21 protein-coding genes are annotated in these 21,271 nt (G+C 68.8%); 7 read left to right on the top strand and 14 right to left on the bottom strand.

The annotated features are described in order from the left end of the window. Positions 1 to 161 precede the first annotated feature (161 nt). Both aceA and aceB read right to left on the bottom strand, forming a co-directional pair. A complete protein-coding gene (gene aceA / locus ABIA71_RS04005; protein WP_128095993.1) occupies positions 162 to 1,454 on the bottom strand; it encodes an isocitrate lyase in 1,293 nt (430 codons plus the stop codon). Between the two features lie 52 nt (positions 1,455 to 1,506). Next, positions 1,507 to 3,156, bottom strand: coding sequence for a malate synthase A (aceB, locus tag ABIA71_RS04000; protein ID WP_354283311.1), 1,650 nt, complete (start codon positions 3,154 to 3,156; stop codon positions 1,507 to 1,509). Positions 3,157 to 3,262: 106 nt separating this feature from the next. Here aceB and ABIA71_RS03995 point away from each other — a divergent pair, with 106 nt between their 5' ends. Together ABIA71_RS03995 and ABIA71_RS03990 are read left to right on the top strand one after the other, a co-directional pair. Continuing rightward, positions 3,263 to 4,228 (top strand): LysR family transcriptional regulator, encoded by a 966-nt coding sequence (locus ABIA71_RS03995; protein ID WP_038691179.1) that lies wholly within the window; start codon positions 3,263 to 3,265, stop codon positions 4,226 to 4,228. A 12-nt stretch (positions 4,229 to 4,240) separates the two neighbouring features. Further along, positions 4,241 to 5,146: a LysR family transcriptional regulator gene (locus ABIA71_RS03990; RefSeq protein WP_128095359.1), complete on the top strand. Its 906-nt coding sequence runs from the start codon at positions 4,241 to 4,243 to the stop codon at positions 5,144 to 5,146. A gap of 35 nt (positions 5,147 to 5,181) precedes the next feature. Here the strand turns inward: ABIA71_RS03990 and ABIA71_RS03985 are convergent, their stop codons facing one another. Together ABIA71_RS03985 and lepB are read right to left on the bottom strand one after the other, a co-directional pair. Continuing rightward, positions 5,182 to 6,453, bottom strand: a complete 1,272-nt coding sequence (locus ABIA71_RS03985) for an MFS transporter (protein WP_354283309.1) — start codon at positions 6,451 to 6,453, stop codon at positions 5,182 to 5,184. A 132-nt stretch (positions 6,454 to 6,585) separates the two neighbouring features. After that, the gene (lepB, locus tag ABIA71_RS03980) at positions 6,586 to 7,221 is read right to left on the bottom strand and encodes a signal peptidase I (protein WP_354283307.1); all 636 of its coding nucleotides are present in this window, start codon (positions 7,219 to 7,221) and stop codon (positions 6,586 to 6,588) included. Positions 7,222 to 7,400: 179 nt separating this feature from the next. Between lepB and ABIA71_RS03975 the strand changes: the two genes are divergently transcribed. Together ABIA71_RS03975 and ABIA71_RS03970 are read left to right on the top strand one after the other, a co-directional pair. Continuing rightward, complete coding sequence (locus tag ABIA71_RS03975) at positions 7,401 to 7,808, top strand: hypothetical protein (RefSeq protein WP_354283305.1); 408 nt, start codon at positions 7,401 to 7,403, stop codon at positions 7,806 to 7,808. A gap of 3 nt (positions 7,809 to 7,811) precedes the next feature. Beyond that, the gene (locus ABIA71_RS03970; protein WP_128095356.1) at positions 7,812 to 8,261 is read left to right on the top strand and encodes a 3-dehydroquinate dehydratase; all 450 of its coding nucleotides are present in this window, start codon (positions 7,812 to 7,814) and stop codon (positions 8,259 to 8,261) included. A gap of 364 nt (positions 8,262 to 8,625) precedes the next feature. Here ABIA71_RS03970 and dcp read toward each other — a convergent pair whose 3' ends face one another. The 3 genes from dcp to arfB all read right to left on the bottom strand — a co-directional run bounded on the left by dcp (position 8,626) and on the right by arfB (position 11,964). Further along, positions 8,626 to 10,782, bottom strand: a complete 2,157-nt coding sequence (gene dcp, locus ABIA71_RS03965) for a peptidyl-dipeptidase Dcp (RefSeq protein ID WP_354283303.1) — start codon at positions 10,780 to 10,782, stop codon at positions 8,626 to 8,628. 143 nt (positions 10,783 to 10,925) lie between these two features. After that, positions 10,926 to 11,486 carry a lysophospholipid acyltransferase family protein gene (locus tag ABIA71_RS03960; RefSeq protein ID WP_258223604.1) on the bottom strand — a complete coding sequence of 187 codons (561 nt, stop codon included), beginning with the start codon at positions 11,484 to 11,486 and terminating at the stop codon, positions 10,926 to 10,928. A gap of 46 nt (positions 11,487 to 11,532) precedes the next feature. After that, positions 11,533 to 11,964, bottom strand: a complete 432-nt coding sequence (gene arfB, locus ABIA71_RS03955; protein ID WP_128095353.1) for an alternative ribosome rescue aminoacyl-tRNA hydrolase ArfB — start codon at positions 11,962 to 11,964, stop codon at positions 11,533 to 11,535. A gap of 139 nt (positions 11,965 to 12,103) precedes the next feature. Here arfB and ABIA71_RS03950 point away from each other — a divergent pair, with 139 nt between their 5' ends. Beyond that, positions 12,104 to 12,670 (top strand): DUF2059 domain-containing protein, encoded by a 567-nt coding sequence (locus ABIA71_RS03950; RefSeq protein WP_354283301.1) that lies wholly within the window; start codon positions 12,104 to 12,106, stop codon positions 12,668 to 12,670. Between the two features lie 164 nt (positions 12,671 to 12,834). Here ABIA71_RS03950 and ABIA71_RS03945 read toward each other — a convergent pair whose 3' ends face one another. Genes ABIA71_RS03945 through ABIA71_RS03930 form a run of 4 tightly spaced genes read right to left on the bottom strand, consistent with a single transcriptional unit; the run spans position 12,835 to position 16,498 of the window. Next, positions 12,835 to 13,569: a pseudouridine synthase gene (locus tag ABIA71_RS03945; protein WP_502960878.1), complete on the bottom strand. Its 735-nt coding sequence runs from the start codon at positions 13,567 to 13,569 to the stop codon at positions 12,835 to 12,837. A gap of 46 nt (positions 13,570 to 13,615) precedes the next feature. After that, positions 13,616 to 14,200 carry an O-methyltransferase gene (locus ABIA71_RS03940; RefSeq protein WP_354283297.1) on the bottom strand — a complete coding sequence of 195 codons (585 nt, stop codon included), beginning with the start codon at positions 14,198 to 14,200 and terminating at the stop codon, positions 13,616 to 13,618. 1 nt (position 14,201) lies between these two features. Further along, entirely contained in the window at positions 14,202 to 15,860 is a 1,659-nt protein-coding gene (ubiB, locus tag ABIA71_RS03935) for a ubiquinone biosynthesis regulatory protein kinase UbiB (protein ID WP_128096985.1), read from the bottom strand. After that, positions 15,857 to 16,498 (bottom strand): ubiquinone biosynthesis accessory factor UbiJ, encoded by a 642-nt coding sequence (locus ABIA71_RS03930; RefSeq protein WP_128096984.1) that lies wholly within the window; start codon positions 16,496 to 16,498, stop codon positions 15,857 to 15,859. The genes ubiB and ABIA71_RS03930 overlap by 4 nt, the downstream gene beginning before the upstream one ends. A gap of 143 nt (positions 16,499 to 16,641) precedes the next feature. On the opposite strand from ABIA71_RS03930, the gene ddlA reads away from it, so the two are divergent. Beyond that, the gene (gene ddlA, locus ABIA71_RS03925) at positions 16,642 to 17,748 is read left to right on the top strand and encodes a D-alanine--D-alanine ligase (RefSeq protein WP_354283294.1); all 1,107 of its coding nucleotides are present in this window, start codon (positions 16,642 to 16,644) and stop codon (positions 17,746 to 17,748) included. Positions 17,749 to 17,829: 81 nt separating this feature from the next. Here the strand turns inward: ddlA and ABIA71_RS03920 are convergent, their stop codons facing one another. From ABIA71_RS03920 to oleC, 3 genes are all read right to left on the bottom strand, one after another. Further along, complete coding sequence (locus ABIA71_RS03920) at positions 17,830 to 17,985, bottom strand: DUF1328 domain-containing protein (protein ID WP_038691201.1); 156 nt, start codon at positions 17,983 to 17,985, stop codon at positions 17,830 to 17,832. A 61-nt stretch (positions 17,986 to 18,046) separates the two neighbouring features. Next, complete coding sequence (gene oleD, locus ABIA71_RS03915) at positions 18,047 to 19,057, bottom strand: 2-alkyl-3-oxoalkanoate reductase (protein ID WP_354283292.1); 1,011 nt, start codon at positions 19,055 to 19,057, stop codon at positions 18,047 to 18,049. Further along, the gene (gene oleC / locus ABIA71_RS03910) at positions 19,054 to 20,709 is read right to left on the bottom strand and encodes an olefin beta-lactone synthetase (protein ID WP_354283290.1); all 1,656 of its coding nucleotides are present in this window, start codon (positions 20,707 to 20,709) and stop codon (positions 19,054 to 19,056) included. The genes oleD and oleC overlap by 4 nt, the downstream gene beginning before the upstream one ends. A gap of 103 nt (positions 20,710 to 20,812) precedes the next feature. On the opposite strand from oleC, the gene ABIA71_RS03905 reads away from it, so the two are divergent. After that, on the top strand, positions 20,813 to 21,238 hold the full coding sequence (locus ABIA71_RS03905; RefSeq protein WP_038691207.1) for a YkgJ family cysteine cluster protein: 426 nt from the start codon (positions 20,813 to 20,815) through the stop codon (positions 21,236 to 21,238). Positions 21,239 to 21,271 lie beyond the last annotated feature (33 nt).

Genomic DNA, 21,271 nt, shown 5'->3' with positions numbered 1-21,271 from the left:
TTTCCCGGCCGGCCCGGCACATCCCCCTTCATCACGCGATCCGGGCCTGTCAACGGCCAGCCCGGCCCACATCCGCGTGCTGCCGCGCAGCGCACACAAGACGACGGGCGGTCCCCCGACCGCCCGTCGCCCCGGCCTTCCCTGGCCGCCCTTGGTAATCGTCAGGCCGCCCGTTCGGCGTTGAACTGCTCTTCCTCGGTGGACCCGCTCAGGGCGGTGGTCGAGGACTGGCCCTGCTGGATGGCCTGGGTGACCGCGTCGAAGTAGCCGGTGCCCACTTCGCGCTGGTGCTTGACCGCCGTGAAGCCGCGGTCGGCGGCGGCGAATTCGGCCTCCTGCAGCTCCACGAAGGCGCTCATCTGGCGGCGGGCGTAGCCGTGGGCCAGGTTGAACATGGAGTAGTTCAGGGCGTGGAAACCGGCCAGGGTGATGAACTGGAACTTGTAGCCGTACTTGGCAATTTCCTTCTGGAAGGTCGCGATGGTCGCGTCGTCGAGGTTCTTCTTCCAGTTGAAGCTGGGCGAGCAGTTGTAGGCCAGCAGCTTGCCCGGGAATTTGGCATGGATGGCCTCGGCGAACTGGCGGGCGAACTCCAGGTCCGGCTTGCCGGTTTCACACCAGATCAGGTCGGCGTAGGGGGCGTAGGCCAGGCCGCGGCTGATCGCCTGGTCCAGGCCGTTGCGGGTCTTGTAGAAGCCTTCCACGGTCCGCTCGCCGGTGGTGAACGGCTGGTCGTTGGCATCCACGTCGCTGGTCAGCAGGTCGGCGGCTTCGGCATCGGTACGCGCCACCAGCAGGGTGGGCACGCCCATCACGTCGGCGGCCAGGCGCGCGGCGTTGAGCTTCTCGATGGCCTCGCGGGTGGGCACCAGCACCTTGCCGCCCATGTGGCCGCACTTCTTCACCGAGGCCAGCTGGTCCTCGAAGTGCACGCCGGCCGCGCCGGCTTCGATCATCGCCTTCATCAGCTCGAAGGCGTTGAGCACGCCGCCGAAGCCGGCTTCGGCATCGGCCACGATCGGCTGCAGGAAGTCGATGTCGTCCTTGCCTTCGGCATGGTGCAGCTGATCGGCACGCAGCAGCGTGTTGTTGATGCGCTTGACCACCGCCGGCACCGAGTCGGCCGGGTACAGCGACTGGTCCGGGTACATCTGGCCGGCCAGGTTGGCGTCGGCGGCGACCTGCCAGCCGGACAGGTAGATGGCATTCAAACCGGCCTTTACCTGCTGCATGGCCTGGTTGCCGGTCAGCGCGCCGAGTGCGTTGACGAAGTCCTTTTCCTGCAGGTAGGTCCACAGCTTCTCGGCACCCAGCCGCGCCAGCGAGTGCTCCACGTGCACGGTACCGCGCAGGCGCACCACGTCGGCGGCGGTGTAGTTACGGGTGATCCCGGCCCAGCGCGGGTCGGTGTTCCAAGCGTGCTGGATCTGTTCGGCGGTCTGCAGGGTGCTCATGTCGAATCTCCAAAAGGAACGGATGCGGTAACAGCAGGTGGATGGGGCGGAATCAGGCCAGGCGGTCGTAGGCCGGCAGGGTCAGGAAGTCGGTCAGGGTGTCGCGGCGGCTGAGCTCGGCCAGCAGCGCGATGGACTCGGGCAGGCGGGCGCTGCCGGGCAGCGCGCGGGTGTCGCCGAGCCGGGTGGGCAGCTGCGCCAGGGTGGCGTCGAGCAGCGCCAGGTCGATGGCGGTGCCGTCGTCCAGGTGCTGGCCGGGGGTATGCAGCCACTGCCACAGCTGGCTGCGGCTGATCTCGGCGGTGGCGGCGTCTTCCATCAGGTGGTGGATGGGCACGCAGCCGTTGCCGTCCAGCCAGGCGGCCAGGTAGCGCACGCAGACCTCGACGTTGCCCTCGAAGCCGGCGCGGGTGATGGTGCCGGTGGGCGCGGCGATCAGCGCGTCGCGGTCCACCTGCACGTCATTGCGCAGCACGTGGTGCTGGTTCGGCGTGGGCATGTGCGCGTCGAAGATCGCCTGGGCAATCGGAATCAGCGCCGGGTGCGCCACCCAGGTGCCGTCATGCCCGGCGGTCACTTCGCGCAGCTTGTCGGCACGCACCCGCGCCATCGCCTGTTCGTTGGCGGCGGCATCGTGGTTGATCGGGATCTGCGCCGCCATGCCGCCCATGGCGTGCGCGCCACGGCGGTGGCAGGTGCGGATCAGCAGTTCCGAATAGGCCTTCAGGAACGGCTGGGTCATGGTCACCTGGCCGCGCTCGGGCAGCACTTTGTCGGCGTGCCGGCGGAAGGTCTTGATGTAGGAAAAGATGTAGTCCCAGCGGCCGCAGTTGAGGCCGACGATGCGGTCGCGCAATGCGTGCAGGATTTCATCCATTTCGAATGCGGCCGGCAGCGTCTCGATCAGCACGGTGACCTTGATCTGGCCATGCGGCAGGCCGAGCATGCCTTCGATGTGCGACAGCGCGGTTTCCCAGAGTGCCGCTTCCTCCATCGACTGCAGCTTGGGCAGGTAGAAGTACGGGCCGCGCTGCTTGCACATCAGTGTGCGGGCGTTGTGGAAGGCGAACACGGCCGCGTCGAACAGCCCGCCGGCGATGGCCTGGCCGTCGATGCGCACGTGCTTTTCGTCCAGGTGCCAGCCACGCGGCCGCACGATCAGCACCGCCTGTTCGTTGAACGGGCGCAGCGTGTACTGCTTGCCCGGCTTGCCCTCCACCGACGGGCCGGTATGGGTGAGGTCGCCGCGCACCGCGCCGATCAGCGCCTGCTGGCCGGCCAGCAGGTTGGCCCAGGCCGGGGCGGTGGAATCCTCGAAGTCGGCCATGAAGACCTTGGCGCCGGAGTTCAGTGCGTTGATGACCATCTTCGGGTCGGTCGGCCCGGTGATCTCCACGCGGCGGTCCAGCAGCGCGTCGGGCAGCGGCGCCACGCGCCAGTCTTCGCTGCGGATGTGCGCGGTGTCGGCGCGGAAGTCCGGCACCCCGCCGCCATCGAAGAAGGCCTGGCGGGCCACCCGGGCCTGCAGCCGGCGCTGGCGCTCGGGCTCCACGGCGCGGTGCAGCGACACCAGCAAGGCCAGTACCCCCGCCGGCAGCAGCGCGGACTGGCCGGCGAGCTGGGTGGTCAGCGCGATCCCGGGCGTGGCCGGGGCATCGGCAGGGGTGGGCTGGGCAGTGGCGTAAGCGGCGACGGCGGACATGGCGGGCTCCTGCATTGCGGTAGGCCCCACCGTGCGCCGCCGTACCGTATATGACAAAACAGTTATAGCAATGCTTTACATAAGTTGTGCTTATACTCGTGACGCCATGCCCACACCGCCCGCGCCAAGTCCCCGTTTTTCCTACAAGTCTGACCGGCTCAAGCCGCTGCGGGCGTTCTGCCAGACAGTGCGTCTGGGGTCGGTCTCACGGGCGGCTGAGGCACTTTTTGTGAGCCAGCCGGCCATCAGCCAGCAGCTGCAGGCGCTGGAGCGCGAGCTGGGGGTGGACCTGTTCGAGCGCAGCGGGCGCCGCCTGGTGCCGAGCCGCGAGGGCCAGCTGCTGTTCGAGATGGCCTTGCCGCTGGTGGAAAACCTCGATGGGCTGGAGGCCAGCTTCCGCGACAAGGTGAAGGGGCTGGATGCCGGCGAGCTCAACATCGCCGCCAACAGCTCGACCATCCTGTACCTGCTGCCGCGCATCGTGGAGCGCTTCCGCCAGCGCCACCCGGACGTGCGCCTGACCCTGCACAACGCGATCAGCGCCGACGGCACCGACCTGCTGCGCAGCGACGCGGCCGACCTGGCGGTGGGTTCGATGACCGACGTGCCGGCCGACCTCAGCTACGCCCCGGCCTACCGCTTCGAGCAGGTGTTGATCGCCCCGCCCGGGCACGCGCTGGCGCGCGGCGAGCTCAGCCTGGAGGCGATCTCGCAGCATCCGCTGGTGCTGCCGCCGAAGCGCCAGATCACCTACCGGCTGGTCGACCAGGTGTTCCAGCGCCACCGCCTGCCGTACACCGTGGCGCTGGAAGTGGGCGGCTGGGAAGTGATCAAGCAATACGTAGCGATGGGCATGGGCATCTCGATCGTGCCTGCGCTGTGCCTCAACGACGCCGACCGCGACCGGCTGGTGACGCGCTCGATGAGTGCCTGGTTCCCCGAGCGCAGCTACGGGGTGATCGTGCGCCGCGGGCGCTTCCTGTCGCCGCAGGCGCGCGCCTTCATCGAGCTGATCCAGCCGGACCTGTTCAGTCCGCGCAGCTATGATGAAAGCGGTCATTCCGAGCGCTGACGCCTGCCTGCCATGTCGATCGAACTGCGCCACCTGCGTTACTTCCTGGCCGTCGCCGATACCCTGCATTTCGGCCGCGCGGCCGAACGCCTGGGGATGTCGCAGCCGCCGCTCAGCCAGCAGATCCGTCAGCTGGAAACGCTGCTGGGCGCCCGCTTGTTCCTGCGCGCCAACCGCCGCGTGGAGCTGACCGAAGCCGGGCGGGTGCTGCAGGAACAGGCCACGGCGGTGCTCGAACGCATGGACAAGGCGGTGGACCTCACCCAGCGCGCGCAGCGCGGCGAAACCGGCGAGCTGCGCATCGGGCTGACCCGCGCCACGCCGCTGTCCACGCAGATTCCGCGCGCGATCTTCGCCTACCGCCAGCAGTTTCCGCAGGTGCAGTTGAAGCTGCGCGAGATGAACACCCTGCAGCAGATCGATGCGTTGATGGCCGGCGAGCTCGACGTCGGGCTGATCCGCAAGCGCGCCCTGCCCGCGCCATTGATGTCGCGCAAATTGTTCAGCGATCCGCTGGCCCTGGTAGTGCACGACCAGCATCCGCTGGTGCGGGCGCTACCGGCTGACGCGTCGGTGGCGCTGCGGCTGTTCGCGCACGAACCGTTCGTGGGCTTCCTGCGCGAGGTCGGTGCCGGTATCCACGATCACTTCATCGCATTGTGCCGCAGCGCGGGCTTCACCCCGCGCATCATCCAGGAGGCTGGCGAGGCCTCGACGCTGATCAGCCTGGCGGCCTCGGGGCTCGGGGTAACGGTGCTGCCCGCCTCGTGCAGCCATATCCAGGTGGACGGCGCGCGCTTCGTGGCACTCAGCGACCGCGCCGCCAGTTCGGAAGTGCACGTGGCCTGCCGGCGCGGCACCGCCTCGCCGCTGATCGCCCATTTCACCCAGTTGCTGCAGGGCCAGGCCAACGGCTGAGCACGGGCGGGGCCAGCAGCGGAAGGACGCTGCCGTCAGCGGCCGAGCGCAAGCGCGGCGCCCGCCGGTTGTACGCGCCGCCCCAGCCGCCAGGCGATCACGCCGCCGGCCACGGTCAGCACACCGACGAAACCGCACACGCCCAGCCAGTCCCAGTGGGTGTAGAACACGCCGCCGATGACGCCGGCCACGCTGGAGCCCAGGTAGTAGGCGAACAGGTACAGCGCCGACGCTTCGGCGCGCAGCGTGCCGGCCCGGCTGCCAACCCAGCTGCTGGCCACCGAGTGCCCGCCGAAGAAGCCGAAGGTGACCAGCGCGATGCCGGCCGCCATGCAGCCCAGCCACGGCAGCGCCAGCAGCACGATGCCCAGCGCGATCAGCCCGTAGCAGATGGCCAGCACGCGGCTGCGCCCATGCCGGGTGGCCTGCTGCCCCATCCACGCCGAGCTGAAGGTGCCAACCAGGTACACGCTGAAGATGAGGCCGACTACGGTCTGGCTCAGCCGGTATGGCGGGGCGAGCAGGTGGTAGCCGAGGTAGTTGTAGAGGGTGACGAACACGCCCATCAGCACGAAGGCGGTGGCGAACAGCCAGGGCAGGCCGGGGTCGGCGAACAGGCGGCCCCAGCGCGCCGGCAGTTCGCGCAGGCCGCTGCGGCGCTGCTGGAAGTGGCGCGACGGGGGCAGCTGGATCCACAGCAGCACGGTGCTGAGCAGCGCGATCAACGAGACCACGCCGATGCCCCAGCGCCAGCCCCAGTGGTCGGCCACGATGCCGGCGATGAGCCGGCCGCTCATGCCGCCGATGGCGTTGCCGCCGATGTACAGCCCCATCGCCAGACCCAGCGCGCGGCTGTCCATTTCTTCGGCCAGGTAGGTCATGCCCACCGCCGGCACGCCGCTCAGCGCGATACCCAACAGCGTGCGCAGCACCAGCAGCGTGGACCAGTCGTCGACCATCGCGGTGGCCACGGACAACACGCTGGAGGCCAGCAACGCGGCCACCATCACGCTGCGGCGGCCGATGCGGTCGGAGATCAGCCCGGCGATCAGCATCGAGACCGCCAGCAGGCCGGTGCTCAGCGACAGGGTCAGCGCGCTGTTGGCCGCCGACACGCCGAAGTGCCGGCTGAACTCGGGCAGCAGCGGCTGCACCGTGTAGAGCAGGCCGAAGGTGGAGAACCCGGCCAGGAACAGCGCGGCCGCCGTGCGCCGGAACGCGGGCGTGCCCTGCTGGATCTGGTCTGCCGCCGCCGGGGCGGGAGCTGGGGGGCTGCGGTCGGGAACCGCGGCGGTGTCGCCATTCATGGGGATGGAGCCCGCCTGCGCGGGCCCGGACGGGAAGTCAGCGCTCAGGATAGGCAGCGCCGGCAGGTCGATCCATAACCTGGAATGTCTGCATCGAGACGTTCTACGTATCGATGCAGATCGCGACCGTGGTTACAGCGGCTGCCAGGTCAGGCCGTCCCCACGCCGGTAGTAGACGTGCGAGGCCTTGCCGTACAACGCGCTGGCCTGGACGAGCCCGAAGAAGCGGCCGTCGGCGCTGTTGCCGCGATGGTCGCCGAGCATCAGCACCTTGCCGTCCGGGACGGTCAGGCCGGTGATGTCCGGCCCGCCGCCCTGGCCAAGATCGAGCTGGGCCACATGCTGTCCGAAGTCTTCGACCTCGCCCTGGCTGGCGTCGGCCAGCGGCTGGCCATTGATGCTGAGGTGGCCGTCATGCAGCTCGACCCGGTCGCCGCCCACCGCGGCAATCCGCTTGATCAGGCGGATGCCGTCCACCGGCGAGTCGAACACCGCCACGTCGCCGCGCTGCGGCTGGCCGGTAGGCAGCAGTTCCACCGAGGTGAAGGGCAGACGCAGGCCATAGGCCCGCATGTCCACCACCACCCGGTCGCCCGGCATCAGGGTGTGCTGCATCGAGCCGCTGGGCACCTGGTAGTGGTTGGCCAGCGAGTCGCGGGCGGCCAAGAGCAGGCCGAGCATCACCGCCAGTGGCAGTGCTTCCTTCTTCAGCCAGTGCACGATGCGGTTGGAGGGGGCGGACGCGGGTTCGGTAGCGGGCATATCCATGGCCAGGCTCTCTCGGGGTGTGGGGCTATGACCGTGGCGGTGCCTGCCAAGTTCCCCGGCCGCGCGCCCAGAAGCTACGCGGAATTTATGCGGCGCAGGCACCGGGGGCATGGTGGTTTTACGCGGTCCGGTCGCATCGTGGCACCACCGCGCCGCAAGGCGCTTGAACGAGGTGTTGCATGACCATCCTGATGATCCGGCACTCGCCGCCTGGCGCGGCACCGGACACCCTGCCGCTGCCTGCCCAGGTCGCCGGGCACCGCGTGGCCTGCCGCGACTGCGATTCCCTGCCGGCGCTGGTGCGCTGCCTGCAGCGGGCACAACGCAGCCGCCCGGCGCTGGTGCTGATTGCCACCACGGCGGTCGATGCGCCGCAATGGGCGCGCTATGGGCAGGCGCTGCGCACGGCGCTGGAGGCGCTGCCGGCGCCCTACATCGAGATGGCCAGCAACGACGACGACGCGCTGGACGAGCACCTGCATCCGCAGCACGCGCCGACCGCGCGGGTGGTGTGCAGCAGCGGCCGCGCCGATGCGTGCCGGCTGTCGCTGGCGATTGCGGCGCGTCGCCTGGCGGCGGAGGCCTGAGCCATGTCGATTTTCATCATTCGTGGCCCGGAGGCGGCCGGCCAGCTGATCCGCACTGCACAGCCGTTGCCGGCGCCGGTGTTGAAGTCGCTGGTGCACCGTGCGATCGACGCGGGCACCACGGTGGCGATCCGCGCGTGTGGGTCCGAACAGGAACTGCTGGATGCGCTGCGCGTGGCCGACCACAGCCGGGGCGAGGTGACCTTGCTGGACCCGGGTGCGTGTGTGGGCAGCCTGCGCCTGCAGCAGCTGCTGCCGTACCTGCGCAATGCCTACGTGGAAGTGCATGACGATGACACCCGCAGCCCCGAAGCGTGCCTGCCGCCGGACATCGGCCAGCGCATCGGCGTGGCACACGGGTACTGCGCGCAGAGCTACATGCATGCGCTGGAGATCGCACTGGACCACCTGGGGTGCAGCGAGATCGTGGACGGGGTGCATGTGGGGACGTGAGGGACACTGCTGCCCGTGGGCGCTCGGTCGGTGGGTCGGGCGCTGCGGTCCCATACCCTTTCCGGCGAATGTCCTCCGGCGTCGGCCTGCGGCCGCCCCCTCCCCCTTTACTTCGCCTCCAAGGGTAGGGGACCGCAGCACCCGACCCACCGACCAGCGCCAAACAGGCCTGGCTTCTACCTGCTTGCCGCACGCCGAGCCCCGTAGCGGGCGGTAGGCTCCTGGGCAAAGTAAAGGAGGAGGCCGCCACGCGGCCGGGGGACATTTGCGCCAGGGGCCTACCGGTCGCTACGGGGCCCTCACGCGTGCGACAAGCAAAAAAAAACGGCAGGGTTTCCCCTGCCGTTGTTGTACCGGGCCGCGGTTACTTCAGGCCGCGGTTGACCAGCAGCGGTTCCACCGACGGGTCCTTGCCGCGGAAATCGCGGTACAGGTCCGACAGCTCCACGCTGTTGCCGCGCGAGAGGATCTTGTCGCGGAACACCTGGCCGTTCTGCGCGGTCAGGCCACCGTTTTCCTTGAACCACTCGAAGGCGTCATGGTCGAGCACTTCGGCCCAGAAGTAGGCGTAGTAGCCGGCCGAATAGCCGCCGCCCCAGATGTGGTCGAAGTAGGTGGTGCGGTAACGCGGCGGCACCTGCGGCAGGTCGACCTTGAACTTCTTCAGTGCGCCCGCTTCGAAGCTGGCCACGTCCTGCAGCGGCGCGTCGGCCGGCTGGGTGTGCCAGGCCAGGTCAAGCAACGCGGCCGACAGGTACTCGGTGGTCGCATAGCCCTGGTTGAAGGTGCGCGCCTTGAGGATCTTGTCGACCAGTGCCTGCGGCATCGGCTCGCCGGTCTTGTAGTTCTTGGCGTAGTTGGCGAACACCTTCGGGTCCAGCGCCCAGTGTTCGTTGAACTGCGAGGGGAACTCGACGAAATCGCGCGAGGTGCTGGTACCGGCGATGGACGGGTACTTCACCTTCGAGAACATGCCATGCAGCGCGTGGCCGAATTCATGGAACATCGTGGTCACGTCATCGAAGCTGAGCAGCGCGGGCTGGCCGGCGGCGGGCTTGGTGAAGTTGCACACGTTGTAGACCACCGGCTTGGCACCGGTCAGGCCGTCCTGCTCGACGAACACGTCCATCCAGGCGCCACCGGACTTGCTGTCACGCTTGAAGTAGTCGGTGTAGAACAGGGCCAGCGAGGTGCCGTCCTTGTCGAACACTTCGTAGACCTTCATGTCCGCGTGGTAGGTCGGGATGTCGGTGCGCGGCTTGAAGGTGATGCCGTACAGCTGGGTGGCGGCGTAGAAGACGCCGTTCTGCAGCACGTTGTCCATCTCGAAGTACGGCTTGATCTGCGACTCGTCCAGGTCGTACTGCGCCTTGCGCACCTGTTCGGCGTAGAAGTCCCAGTCGGACGCGGCCAGCTTGAAACCGCCCTTCTGGGCGTCGATCACCTTCTGCATCTCGCCGATCTCGCCGCGCGCCTTGGCGGTGGCCGCCGGCACGGTGTCGGTGAGCAGCTTCAGCGCGGCTGCCGGAGTCTTGGCCATCTGGTCGGCCAGGCTGTAGGCGGCGTAGTTCTCAAAGCCCAGCAGCTTGGCCTTCTGCGCACGCAGCTGGGCCAGGCGCTGTACGGTCTGGCGGGTGTCGTTGGCATCGCCCTTTTCGGCGCGCGTTTCCGACGCCTTGAGCACGGCGGCGCGCTGCTCACGGTCGCTCAGCGAACCGAGCACCGGCTGCTGGGTGGTGTTCTGCAGCGGCAGCAGGTACTTGCCGTCCAGCTTGCGGTCCTTGGCATCGGCCGCGGCGGTGTTGATCGCGTCCTCGTCCAGGCCGGCCAGCTTGGCCTTGTCGTCCACCACCACGGCGCCAGCGGCGGTGGCGGCCACCAGGCGGGTGTGGAACTGGGTGGCCAGCGTGGTTTCTTCCACGTTGAGCTTGCGCAGCGAGGCCTTGTCGGCATCGTTGAGCTGCGCGCCGGCGCGCACGAACTCCTGGTAGTCACGCTCGACCAGGCGCAGCTGCACCGGGTCCAGGCCCAGCGACTGGCGCTGGTCGTAGATGCTCTTGATGCGGGCGAACAGCTTCGGGTCGAGGTTGATCTCGTCCTGGTGGTCGGCCAGCTTCGGCGCCACTTCTTCCTGGATCTTCTGGCGCGCGTCGTTGGTATCGGCCTGGACCAGGCCGAAGAAGATGCGCGACACGCGGGTCAGGGTCTCGCCGCTGCGCTCCAGCGCTTCGATGGTGTTGTCGAAGGTGGCCGGCTCGGGGTTGTCGGCGATCTTGCGGATTTCGGCCAGGTGCTGCTTCATGCCTTCGTTGAAGGCCGGCAGGTAGTCACTGTCCTTGATCTTGTCGAACGGCGGCGCCTGGAACGGCAGCGTGCTGGCGCTCAACAGGGGGTTGGTGGAGGCATCGGCCGGCTGCTGCGCGGCGGGGGTCTGGGTATCGGACACGGGGGTGGACTCCTTGCCGGAACAGGCCGCCAGCGCCAGGCTGATGGCAGCGGCCAAAACTACGGTACGCGACATGAAACGGGCTCCTTGGAATGGGATGCGGCTGCGGAAAAACCGCAGCCGATCACCCTACTCCGATTGCCCGGGACCGGCATGTGCCGGACGTGGCGTATGGTTGTGCAGGCCCCGGCGCCAGTGGCGACGGGGCCTGGCGTCGCTCAGACGGTGCCGCGGTTCTTGCCCTGCCAGGGCCGGTAGTAGTCGCGGATGGCAGCCATGTCGGCGGCATCGTCGCCCGTGGAGTAGAACAGCGGGCCGATCCCGATGGTCTTCTCGGGGTAGTGGAAGTAGGCCGCCAGCACCGGCACGTCGGCCATCCGCGCGATCTTCAGGAACCCGGCCTTCCAGTGGGTCACCGCCTTGCGGGTGCCTTCGGGGGTGAGCGCGTACCACATGCGTTCGGAGCCCCGGATCAGGCTGACCGCCTGCTCGACGGTGCCCTGCGGCGAGCTGCGGTCCAGCGGAATCACGCCCAGCGCGCGCAGCAGCGGCGACAGCGGCCACCAGAACAGCGAGGCCTTGCCCAGCACCTTGACCTGCATGCCCAGCGCGATCTTGGCGGCCATGCCCCAGAACCCGTCCCAGTTGGACGAGTGCGGGGCAATGATGAAGACCAGCTTGGGCACGTCGGGGAAGGTGCCCACCACTTTCCAGCCGCCCAGGCGCAGCGTGCAGCGGGCCAGCCAGCGAAGGAAGCGGTTTGGTTTGACCTGCGGCATGTTGGGCGGAACGGCCGGCAACAGCGGACTTCGGTTGTTCAAGCAATCACTCCCAATTGCGTGTGGTGCGTCCGCGCTTGATCTGCGCGCGGCCTTTTTTCTCGTCCAGGCGGCGCAGCTTGGCGCCATACGAGGGCTTGGTGGCCACGCGCGGCTTGGGCACGCTGAGGCTTTCCTGGATGAAGGCGGCCAGGCGCTCGCGGGCGTCGTCGCGGTTGCGGTCCTGGGTGCGGAAGCGCTGGGCGTCGATGACCAGCACGCCCTCGCCGGTCATGCGCCGGTCGCGCCGGGCCAGCAGGCGCGAGCGCAGCGCTTCGGGCAGCGACGGCGAGCCGGCCACGTCGAAGCGCAGTTCCACGGCAGTGGAGACCTTGTTGACGTTCTGGCCGCCGGCGCCGCTGGCGCGCACGAAACGTTCGACGAGTTCCGCATCGGGAATCGACAGGTGCGCGCTGATGGTGACGGGTCCGGAAGCCATGGGCGGCATTGTAAGGGCAGGACCGTGTCCAGGGGTGGGGCAAACATCCCCGATGACGCCGATAACGTCCGCAAACTACGGTCTGCTGACGCCTTCGCAGGTATCCTCGGGGTTCCATGCCACGCAGGATGCCCCGCACATGCTTTTGATCCGCTCCCTGGCCCTTGCCGCCACTCCCCGCCGTGCACTGACCCGTGTCGGCCTTGTACTGGCGCTTGGCCTGGCCTCGATCGCGCCGGCGCTGGCCGCCCCGCCGTCCGATGCCGACATCAACCGGCTGCTGGCCGCCTCGCGTGCGCAGACCATGCTGGACAGCATGCTGCCGCAGATCGAGGCGATGCAGCGCCAGCAGTTCCAGCAGGTGGCCCAGCAGCGCCAGCTGGATGCGCAGCAGCAGGAACAGATGAAGCGGATGGAGGCCCGCACCAGCCAGACCATCCGCCAGGCGCTGTCCTGGCAGCAGCTGCGTCCCATGTACGTGGACCTGTACAAGAAGAGCTTCAGCAAGGAAGACGTGCTGGCGATGGCCGAATTCTACGAGAGCTCGGCCGGCCAGAGCCTGCTCGACAAGACCCCGGCGCTGATGCAGAACGTGATGGTGGCCATCCAGGAAAAGATGCAGCCGCTGTTCGTGGACCTGCAGAAGGACCTGGAGGCGATCATGAACGAAGCCCCGGCCCCGGCCCCGGCCCCGGCAAAGAAGTAACCGGCCCCCGGCGTAGAGCCGACCGTTGGTCGGCTGCGTGCATGACCCCGGCGCCGCGCGTGGAACAGCCGACCAACGGTCGGCTCTACCCGGTTGGGGCCGGGGTACGTACGGTTGGATCCGGGGCAGGTCCGGTCGGATCGCCGCAGATCCCGATCATCCCCTCAAATTCCGTTCCACCCCAACACATCCATCGCCTTGCGGAACTCCCCGTCCACCGGGGCGCTGACATCCATCGCTGAGCCATCGGGGTGCGGGAAGCGCAGGCGTTCGGCGTGCAGCAGCATGCGGTGGATGCCCTGCATGCGGAAACTGCGGTTGTGCCGGCCATCGCCGTGGCTGGTGTCGCCGATCAGGTGATGGGAGAGGTGCTTGAGGTGGCGGCGGATCTGGCGGAAGCGGCCGGTCTGCGGCTGGCAACGCAGCAACGCATAGCGCGAGGTTTCGAACTCGCCGACGGGCACGGCGATCTCGCCCACGGCCACGCGCTGGAAATGGGTAATGGCCTGCTTCTTGACCGGCTTGCCAGGACCACCGTCGAGGTCGTGGTCGACGGTAAAGGCCTCCTCGGCCGGCCAGCCACGGCAGATGGCCAGATAGTCCTTGGTGACGTCGCCGCCCATCAACGCCTTGCCCAGCACGCTGGCGCTTTCGCGGTCGAAGGCCAGCAGCAGGCAGCCACTGGTGGCGCGGTCCAGGCGGTGTACCAGGAAGATCGGCTTGCCGAGCTGCTCGCGCAGGCGGTCGGCGAGGAAGTCGTCTTCGCCACGGGCCAGTTTGCTGTCGTGGACCATCAGCCCGGCGGGCTTGTTGACCACGGCCAGGCGGTCGTCCACGTGCAGCAGCTGCAGCGGGGCCGCGTCGGCGGTGGCGGGGAATGCGGTGTCGGTGTCGTTCACCGACCGATTATCCCCGCCGCGCGCGGGCAGCGCCATCGGCGATGATTCAGGCGGCGCTGCGTACCGCGATCAGTTCGCCGTTGCCGATCGGCACCAGCACGCACTCGAACTGCGGATCGGCGCGCACGCAGGCATCGAACGCCGCCATCTGTTCGGCGTGCGACACCGCGTTGTCGACCACCAGCAGGCCACCGGGCCGCAGCACGCGGCGCAGCTGCGGCCACCAGTCCAGGTACTGGCTGCGTTCGGAGTCCAGAAACAGCAGGTCGATGCTGTCGTCGGCCGCTGCATGCAACCATGCGCCGGCCTCGGCGTGGACCAGCGCGATACGCGCGCCCAGCCCGCTGCGCTCGAAGGTGCGGCGCGCCAGCGCGACCTTGTCGGCGGCGTATTCCAGCGTGGTGACATGGCCACCCACCGCGGCGGCGGCTTCGGCCAGCCACAGCGTGGAATAGCCGTTGGAGGTGCCGATTTCCAGTACCCGGCGTGCGACGGTGGCACGCACCAGGACCCCCAGCAACGCACCGGTGTCGGGGGTGATGTTGAGCATGCGCTGGGCACGCGCGGTGTGGGTGGCGTCGTTCTCGGCGCCGAAGCGGGCCAGCTCCTCCTTGAGCGCCTGCAGCGTCATGTCAGCGCCGCCACCACGCGCTGGCCAGCGAGAACAGGCCGGCCGCGCCGCTCACCCAGCTCCACACCGGCGCATCGCCGAAGTACCAGCCGCCCGGCTGCATGCCGTACAGCACCGCCGCCACGATCAGCAGGCCAACGCCGGCGATCGCCGCCACCGCACGCTTCTGCAGCTTCTGCAGGTTCGTGTTGAGCGCCACCAGGTCCTGCGAGCGCATCGACAGCTCGTGCCCGCCTTCCACCTGCTGCTTCAACCAGGCGTGCACCAGGCGCGGCATGTCCGGGGTGTGGGTCATGATTTCCGGCAGCCGCTTGCGCAGCTCCTTCAGCACCCGGCGCGGGCTGTAGCGTTCGCGCAGGATGCGTTCCAGCACCGGCCGCGCCACCGCCCAGATGTCCAGCTCCGGGTCGAGCTGGCGGCCCACGCCTTCGATGTTGAGCAGGGTCTTCTGCAGCAGGATCAGCTGCGGCTGCAGGGTCAGTTCGTAGCGCTGGGCCACGCGGAACAGCTTGATCAGCACTTCGGCCAGCGAGATCTGCGACAGCGGGCGGGTGAAGTACGGTTCGCAGACCGACCGCGCCGCCGCTTCCAGCTCGTCGATGCGCACGTTGTTGGGCATCCAGCCCGCTTCAACGTGGAGCTCGGCCATGCGCCGGTAGTCCTTGTTGAAGATGGCCATGAAGTTTTCGGCGAGGTAGTACTGGTCCTGCTCGGACAGCTGGCCCATGATGCCGAAATCCAGCGCGATGAAGCGCGGGTTGTCACGCCGTGCCGGGTCGATGTCGACCCAGATGTTGCCGGCGTGCGCATCGGCGTGGAAGAAGTTGTCGCGGAACACCTGGGTGTAAAACACCCGCACGCCCTTGGCGGCCAGTGCCTTGCGGTCGATGCCGGCCTTGTCCAGCGCGGCGATGTCGTCCGACGGAATTCCCCACACCCGTTCCAGGGTGAGCGCGCGCTCGGCGGTGTGGCTCCAGATCACTTCTGGTACGTACAGGTCGTCCGAGTCGACCCAGTTGCGGCGCAGCACGCTGGCATTGGCGCCTTCGCGCTGCAGGTCCAGTTCGGCGGCCAGGGTGTTCTCCACTTCGGCCACCACTTCGCGTGGGCGGATCTTGTCCGCGCGCGGGTGGGTGCGCTCGACCAGCGCGGCCGCCGAGTTGAGCAGCGCGATATCGGCGCCGATCTGCTTTTCGATGTCCGGGCGCAGCACCTTGACCACCACCTGGCGGCCATCGGCCAGGGTGGCCGCATGCACCTGCGCGATCGAGGCCGAAGCCAGTGGCTGCAGGTCGAAGCTGGCGAACGCTTCACTGACCGGGCGGCCCAGCGCCTGCTCGACGATGCGCTGCGCGGTGGCACCGTCAAACGGCTTCACCCGGTCCTGCAGCAGGGTGAGTTCGTTGGCGATGTCGGCCGGGATCAGGTCGCGGCGGGTGGACAGGATCTGCCCGAACTTGACGAAGATCGGGCCGAGGTCCTGCAGCGCCAGGCGCAGGCGCGCGCCGCGCGACTGGACCGCGATGTCGGCCGACGCGCGCGGCACGAACGGCTTGGCCAGGCGCAGCCAACGCTCGGCCACGGTGCCTTCCAGCAGGTCGTCCAGGCGGTAACGCAGGATCACGCGGCCAATGCGGGTGGCACGGAACATCGCCTTCATGCGCGCACCTGGCGCAGGCGCTGCACGCGCACGGCAATGCGTTCCACATCGTCACGCATCACATCCACGTCGTCGTGGAAGGCTTCCAGTTCTGCTCGCGGTACCACGTCGCGGGACTCCTCGGTGACAAATTCAGCGGCGCTGTGCGCCAGGTCGGACGCGCCGCGGCGCGCATGCTGCAGGGCCGAACGCAGGCTGTTGGCCACCTGCACCCCCAGCACCTCGCCGAACACACGCACGAACGGCTGCTGCCAGTCCGGATCGAAACGGCTCGCCAGCTGCTGCAGCCGGCGCGCCAGCTCGGCATCGCCGGAGACCTTGACCCGCCCGGCTGGGGCGCTGCCGCCACGGCGTGCATGGGCCAGGAACGGCAGTTGCGCCAACACCCCACCCAGCGTGCTGCGCACCGCCAGGTCCGGTTCCTGCTGCGGGTCCACCGGGCCCACCGTCAGCCGCTCCCCGTCCACCCCGATGCGCATCGCCAGCGCGGGCGATTCCAGGGTGAGGGCGATGTGGCGGCCATCCAGCGCGGCCAGTGCGCCCCGGGTGTCCGGGTCCAGCGCCAGCGCGCGGTTGAGCGCCAGCTGCAGCGCATTGCCGGCCAGCGGCTTGAGGGAACTGAGGAGGGAACGGGCCATCGGTGCATTCTAACCGGCCCGTGGCAGGCCGGGACCGTCGCCACGGTGCCCAGCCTGACGCGTGGATGAAGGCCGTGTGCGCCATGGCGCGCGGACCGGTTCATGCTACGAGCCCACATACACACCAAGGAGCAGCAGCAGGCATGGGCAAGACGCGGGTAGGCATCATTTTCGGTGGCCGTTCGGCCGAGCATGAAGTGTCGTTGCAGTCGGCGAAGAACATCGTCGATGCGCTGGACAAGGATCGGTTCGACGTCACCCTGATCGGCATCGACAAGCAGGGCCAGTGGCATGTGAGCGACCCGCAGGCGTTCCTGCTCAATGCCGAGGACCCGGCGCGGATCGCGCTGAACCCCTCAGGCAATGCGGTGGCCGTGCATCCGGGCGTGGCGCGCCAGCAGCTGGTGCCCACCGACCCGGCCACCGCGCTGGAACAGATCGACGTGGTCTTCCCGATCGTGCACGGCACGCTGGGTGAGGACGGCTCGCTGCAGGGCCTGCTGCGCATGGCCAACCTGCCCTTCGTGGGCGCCGGCGTGCTGGGATCGGCGGTGGCGATGGACAAGGACGTGGCCAAGCGCCTGCTGCGCGATGCCGGCCTGGCCGTGGCCCCGTTTGCCTGCTTCAACCGCGCCAGCGCGGCCACCGCCGATTACCCCGCGCTGGTGGCGCAGCTGGGTGCGCCGCTGTTCGTCAAACCGGCCAACCAGGGCTCGTCGGTGGGCGTGAGCAAGGTGCACAACGCGCAGCAGTTCCATGAGGCCCTGGCGCTGGCGCTGTCCTACGACCACAAGGCGCTGGTGGAAACGGCCATCGACGGCCGCGAGATCGAGTGCGCGGTGCTGGGCAATGAAACGCCCGAGGCCAGCGTCTGCGGCGAGGTGGTGGTGCACGACGAATTCTATTCGTATGACACCAAGTACATCCGCGAGCACGGGGCCGACGTGGTGGTGCCGGCGGCAATCAGCGACGCCGACCAGCAGCGCATCCGCGCCATCGCCGTGCGTGCCTACCAGGCCCTGGACTGCGCCGGGCTGGCGCGGGTGGACGTGTTCCTGGGCCGCGATGGCCAGGTGGTGATCAACGAGATCAACACCCTGCCCGGCTTCACCCGGATCAGCATGTACCCCAAGCTGTGGGCGGCCAGCGGGCTGGGCTACACCGCCTTGATCACCCGCCTGCTGGAACTGGCGCTGGAGCGGCATGCCGGCGAGCGTGCGCTGCAGAGCTCCATTACGACGACGGCCTGACCCCCTTTCGAGGATCAGGCCGTCGTCAGGCGCCGCTGGGCACCCCGCGCTGGAGAGAGGTAGCGCGGGCTGCCCGGCGAACTACCCTCGCTTGCGGAACATCGACACCACCGCCAGGATCAGGAACACGACGAACAGGATCCAGGCGATGTTACTGGCAGCGCCGGCGATGCCGGAGAAGCCGAGCACCGCCGCGATGATGGCGATGACGAAAAAGATTACGGCGTAATGCAGCATGTCGATCCTCGCGTAATGCGTGCCGGATTGGCGTGCTGCAATCTTCACCAAACCGCGGTGTTCAGGAAGTGATGGCGCCCTCTGCGCGCGATGAAGACTTCAGCCTCGTGAGGCCTTCGTCAATGCTCACCTGTGGCACGTAGCCGAAGTCGCGGCGCGCCGGTTCCATGCTGTACCAGTGCGGCGTGCACAGCTGCTCGGCGAGGAAGCGGGTCATCGGCGGTTCGCCGCGCAGGCGCAGCAGCGGCCACAGGCGCTCGGCCACCGCGCCGATGCGGTAGGCGGTCTTGAAACTGATCGACTTCTCCACCGCCGGGGCGCCCACGGCCGCCATCAGCTTGTTGAGCAGCTCGCGCATCGGCAACGGTTCGCCGTTGGAGATGAAGTACGCCTTGCCCGCGCACGCCGCACCCGGGGCGAGGTGTTCGAAGGCCAGGAAATGGGCCAGCGCGGCATTGTCGATGTAGGTCGTATCGACCAGGTTGGTGCCGTCGCCGACGAAGCGCAGCCGGCCCGCGCGCGCGCGTTCGGCAAGGCGCGGCACCAGCTGCTGGTCACCCGGGCCCCAGATCAGCCGCGGGCGCAGCGCCACGGTGGCCAGGGTGGCATCGTTGGCGGCCAGCACGCGCTGTTCGGCGAGGGTCTTGGTGGCCGCATAGGGCGCCTGGAAGTCTTCGCCGTAAGGCACCTCGTCGGCCCCCAGCCCTTCCACCGGATGGGTGGCGCGGTGGGTCACGCTGGGCGTGGAGGTGTAGACCAGTTTGCCCACGCCGTGTTCGCGGCAGGCGGCAATCACGTTGTCGGTGCCCACCACGTTGGCCTGGAAGTAGCTGTCATAGCTGCCCCATGCGCCGGCCTTGGCCCCGTTGTGGAACACCGCATCGACCCCGGCCACCGCGTGCCGCACGGCATCGGCATCGGCCAGGTCGCCGCGGATCTGGCCCACGCCCAACGCGGCCAGCGGCGGGTAATCGCCCCGGTTGAAGCTGAGCACCTGGTGGCCACGCTGCACCAGCCCGCGGCACAGCGCCTGCCCGAGGAAGCCACCACCACCGGTCACCAGGATTTTCATGCGTGCGTTTCCACTTGGGTTGCGGCCCAGAGGGCCAGCTTCTCGCGGCCGATCTTGGCGTTGTGGCGGATGTCCACCGGGAAGCCCGGGTGCATCAGGAACTGTTCGATGCCGGTGGTGTGCGCATGCGCGTCGGCCTCGTGGCGCAGGCGCTCGCGCAGCGCGGGGGTATCGGCCGCGCCGGGCTGCAGCTCCACGCACAGCACCGGCCGTTGCCGGCCAGCCGCGCCAACGCCGACCAGCGCGGTGCGGGCGATGCCGTCCAGTGCATTGAACACCGGCTCCACCTGTTCGGTGTACAGCGGGCCGTGCGCGGTTTCCAGCCGCTGGGTCTTGCGCCCGCAGAACCACAAGCGGCCCTGCGCGTCGAAGTAGCCCACATCGCCCATGCGGTGCACCACCTGGGTGCGGCCATCGGCCAGCGTTTCGCTGATCTTGGCCGCGGCGGTGGCCTGCGGGCGGTTGAAGTAGCTGTCGGTGGCGGTCGGGCCGGCCACCGTGATCTCGCCCACCTCGCCCACCGCCAGTTCGCGCACCTGCGACCACTGCGGCAGCGGCGCGTCGTCGATGGCGATGATGCGCACCTGGTTGGGTGCCACCACGCGGCCCACGCAGGTGCCGGCACCGGCCTCGGTGGCCTGGCGCGTGCTGTCCAGCTCGCGGCCTTCGATGACCGCCACCGGCAGGCACTCGGTGGCGCCGTACGGGGTCCAGAACTGGGCATCGTCGGGCAGCAGCCGGCGGATCCGCGCCACCACGTCCGGCGGCACCGGGGCACCGGCCGAGGTAACCCGGCGCACGCCGTGCAGCGGCTGGCCATGGTCGGCCAGCACGCGCATCAGCGCCGGCGAACCGAACAGCTGGGTGATGCCGAAGCGGGCGATGGCGTCGTGCAGCTTGCGCGGGTCGGCCTTGGCCGGGCGGGTGGGGTCCATGTCCGGGATCACCGAGGTCAGGCCCAGCGCCGGGTCGAACAGGGCAAACGGCGGGAAGGTCGGCAGGTCGACGCCGCCGGCCTCCATGCCGAAGGCGGCGCGCAGCAGCTCGACCTGGCCCACGAAGTGGCGGTGGCGGTAGACCACGCCCTTGGGCACCCCGGTGGAGCCGCTGGTGAACAGGATCGCGGCGACATCCTCGCCGTCGGTGGCGGCCATCGGCTGCGGTGCACGCGCGCCACCGGCCTCGATGCGGGCCAGCGTGGTGCCGCCCCAGCCCCAGCGCCGGCCCACGGTCACCAGCGTCTTCACCCCCGGGCACCAGCGCAGCACCAGCCGCGCCACGTGGGCCAGGCCGATGCCGATGAAGGCCTGCGGCTGGGCCTCTTCCAGGCACTGCTTGAGCGCGCGCTTGTCGATGCCGGGGTCGACCAGCACCGGCACCGCGCCGTTCTTGAACAGCGCGAACATCAGCAGGAAGAATTCCGGGGAGGGCCGCACCATCACCACCGCGCGCACGCCACGGCCGATGCCATGGGCGGCCAGGCCGGCGGCCAGGGCGTCGCTGCGCGCGTTGAGGGTGCGGTAATCCAGGGTGACGTCATAGGCCGCCATGCCGCCGGGGCCGGGCGTTCCCGGGCAGCGGATGGCAATCTGGTCGGGGCGCTCACGGGCCAGCTCGGGCAGGCGGGCGGCAATGTTGACGGGGCTGTTCATCCGTTCATTGTCGCCGCTGCAGAAAAATCTTGCGCGACGGCCAGCGGCGTGGAAAATTCGCGCCCTTCCCTCCTGCTCGATTGCCGCCCAAGGCCGGTACCCCATGTCCCATCCCTGCCTCACCTGCGGCGCCTGCTGCACCCAGTACCGTGTGGCGTTCCACTGGATGGAATCGGACGAGGTCACCCCCGGTGGTGTGCCGCATGAACTGACCCAGGTGCTGGACCCGCACCGGCTGTGCATGCGCGGCACCCTGTCCAAGCCGGTGTACTGCGTGGCGCTGGATGCGGAGATCGGGGTGTATTCCCGCTGCACCATCCACCCCAACCGGCCCAGCGTGTGCCGCGAGGTGGACGCCTCGTGGGAGTACGGCAAGGCCAGCCCGCAGTGCGACAAGGCGCGGGTGGCGCACGGCATGCCGGCCCTGACCCTGGCCGATTGGCGCTGGCGGGACGCGGCGGACAACGACGATGACCATCCCGACGACAACGGCAGTTCGCCGGCCCCGCAGGCCCCGATCGCGGCATGAGGTGGGGTGCCGATCCGACCGCGCGTTGATCGG

The sequence above is a fragment of the Stenotrophomonas sp. 2619 genome, from assembly GCF_040548725.1.
Taxonomy (GTDB): domain Bacteria; phylum Pseudomonadota; class Gammaproteobacteria; order Xanthomonadales; family Xanthomonadaceae; genus Stenotrophomonas; species Stenotrophomonas maltophilia_AP.
Note: the sequence above shows the minus strand (reverse complement) of the source record. Positions and strands in the feature narration are given on the sequence as shown.

Bases quoted from the DNA above. Each gene is read 5' to 3' on its own strand.
- oleC (WP_354283290.1), bottom strand. From the start codon at position 20,709: ATGAACAGCCCCGTCAACATTGCCGCCCGCCTGCCCGAGCTGGCCCGT.
- aceB (WP_354283311.1), bottom strand. From the start codon at position 3,156: ATGTCCGCCGTCGCCGCTTACGCCACTGCCCAGCCCACCCCTGCCGAT.
- ABIA71_RS03995 (WP_038691179.1), top strand. From the start codon at position 3,263: ATGCCCACACCGCCCGCGCCAAGTCCCCGTTTTTCCTACAAGTCTGAC.
- aceA (WP_128095993.1), bottom strand. From the start codon at position 1,454: ATGAGCACCCTGCAGACCGCCGAACAGATCCAGCACGCTTGGAACACC.
- ABIA71_RS03960 (WP_258223604.1), bottom strand. From the start codon at position 11,486: ATGCCGCAGGTCAAACCAAACCGCTTCCTTCGCTGGCTGGCCCGCTGC.
- ABIA71_RS03940 (WP_354283297.1), bottom strand. From the start codon at position 14,200: ATGACGCTGCAGGCGCTCAAGGAGGAGCTGGCCCGCTTCGGCGCCGAG.
- oleD (WP_354283292.1), bottom strand. From the start codon at position 19,057: ATGAAAATCCTGGTGACCGGTGGTGGTGGCTTCCTCGGGCAGGCGCTG.
- lepB (WP_354283307.1), bottom strand. From the start codon at position 7,221: ATGGATATGCCCGCTACCGAACCCGCGTCCGCCCCCTCCAACCGCATC.
- ABIA71_RS03975 (WP_354283305.1), top strand. From the start codon at position 7,401: ATGACCATCCTGATGATCCGGCACTCGCCGCCTGGCGCGGCACCGGAC.
- ABIA71_RS03970 (WP_128095356.1), top strand. From the start codon at position 7,812: ATGTCGATTTTCATCATTCGTGGCCCGGAGGCGGCCGGCCAGCTGATC.
- dcp (WP_354283303.1), bottom strand. From the start codon at position 10,782: ATGTCGCGTACCGTAGTTTTGGCCGCTGCCATCAGCCTGGCGCTGGCG.
- ABIA71_RS03950 (WP_354283301.1), top strand. From the start codon at position 12,104: ATGCTTTTGATCCGCTCCCTGGCCCTTGCCGCCACTCCCCGCCGTGCA.
- arfB (WP_128095353.1), bottom strand. From the start codon at position 11,964: ATGGCTTCCGGACCCGTCACCATCAGCGCGCACCTGTCGATTCCCGAT.
- ABIA71_RS03930 (WP_128096984.1), bottom strand. From the start codon at position 16,498: ATGGCCCGTTCCCTCCTCAGTTCCCTCAAGCCGCTGGCCGGCAATGCG.
- ABIA71_RS03985 (WP_354283309.1), bottom strand. From the start codon at position 6,453: ATGAATGGCGACACCGCCGCGGTTCCCGACCGCAGCCCCCCAGCTCCC.
- ddlA (WP_354283294.1), top strand. From the start codon at position 16,642: ATGGGCAAGACGCGGGTAGGCATCATTTTCGGTGGCCGTTCGGCCGAG.
- ABIA71_RS03905 (WP_038691207.1), top strand. From the start codon at position 20,813: ATGTCCCATCCCTGCCTCACCTGCGGCGCCTGCTGCACCCAGTACCGT.
- ubiB (WP_128096985.1), bottom strand. From the start codon at position 15,860: ATGAAGGCGATGTTCCGTGCCACCCGCATTGGCCGCGTGATCCTGCGT.
- ABIA71_RS03920 (WP_038691201.1), bottom strand. From the start codon at position 17,985: ATGCTGCATTACGCCGTAATCTTTTTCGTCATCGCCATCATCGCGGCG.
- ABIA71_RS03990 (WP_128095359.1), top strand. From the start codon at position 4,241: ATGTCGATCGAACTGCGCCACCTGCGTTACTTCCTGGCCGTCGCCGAT.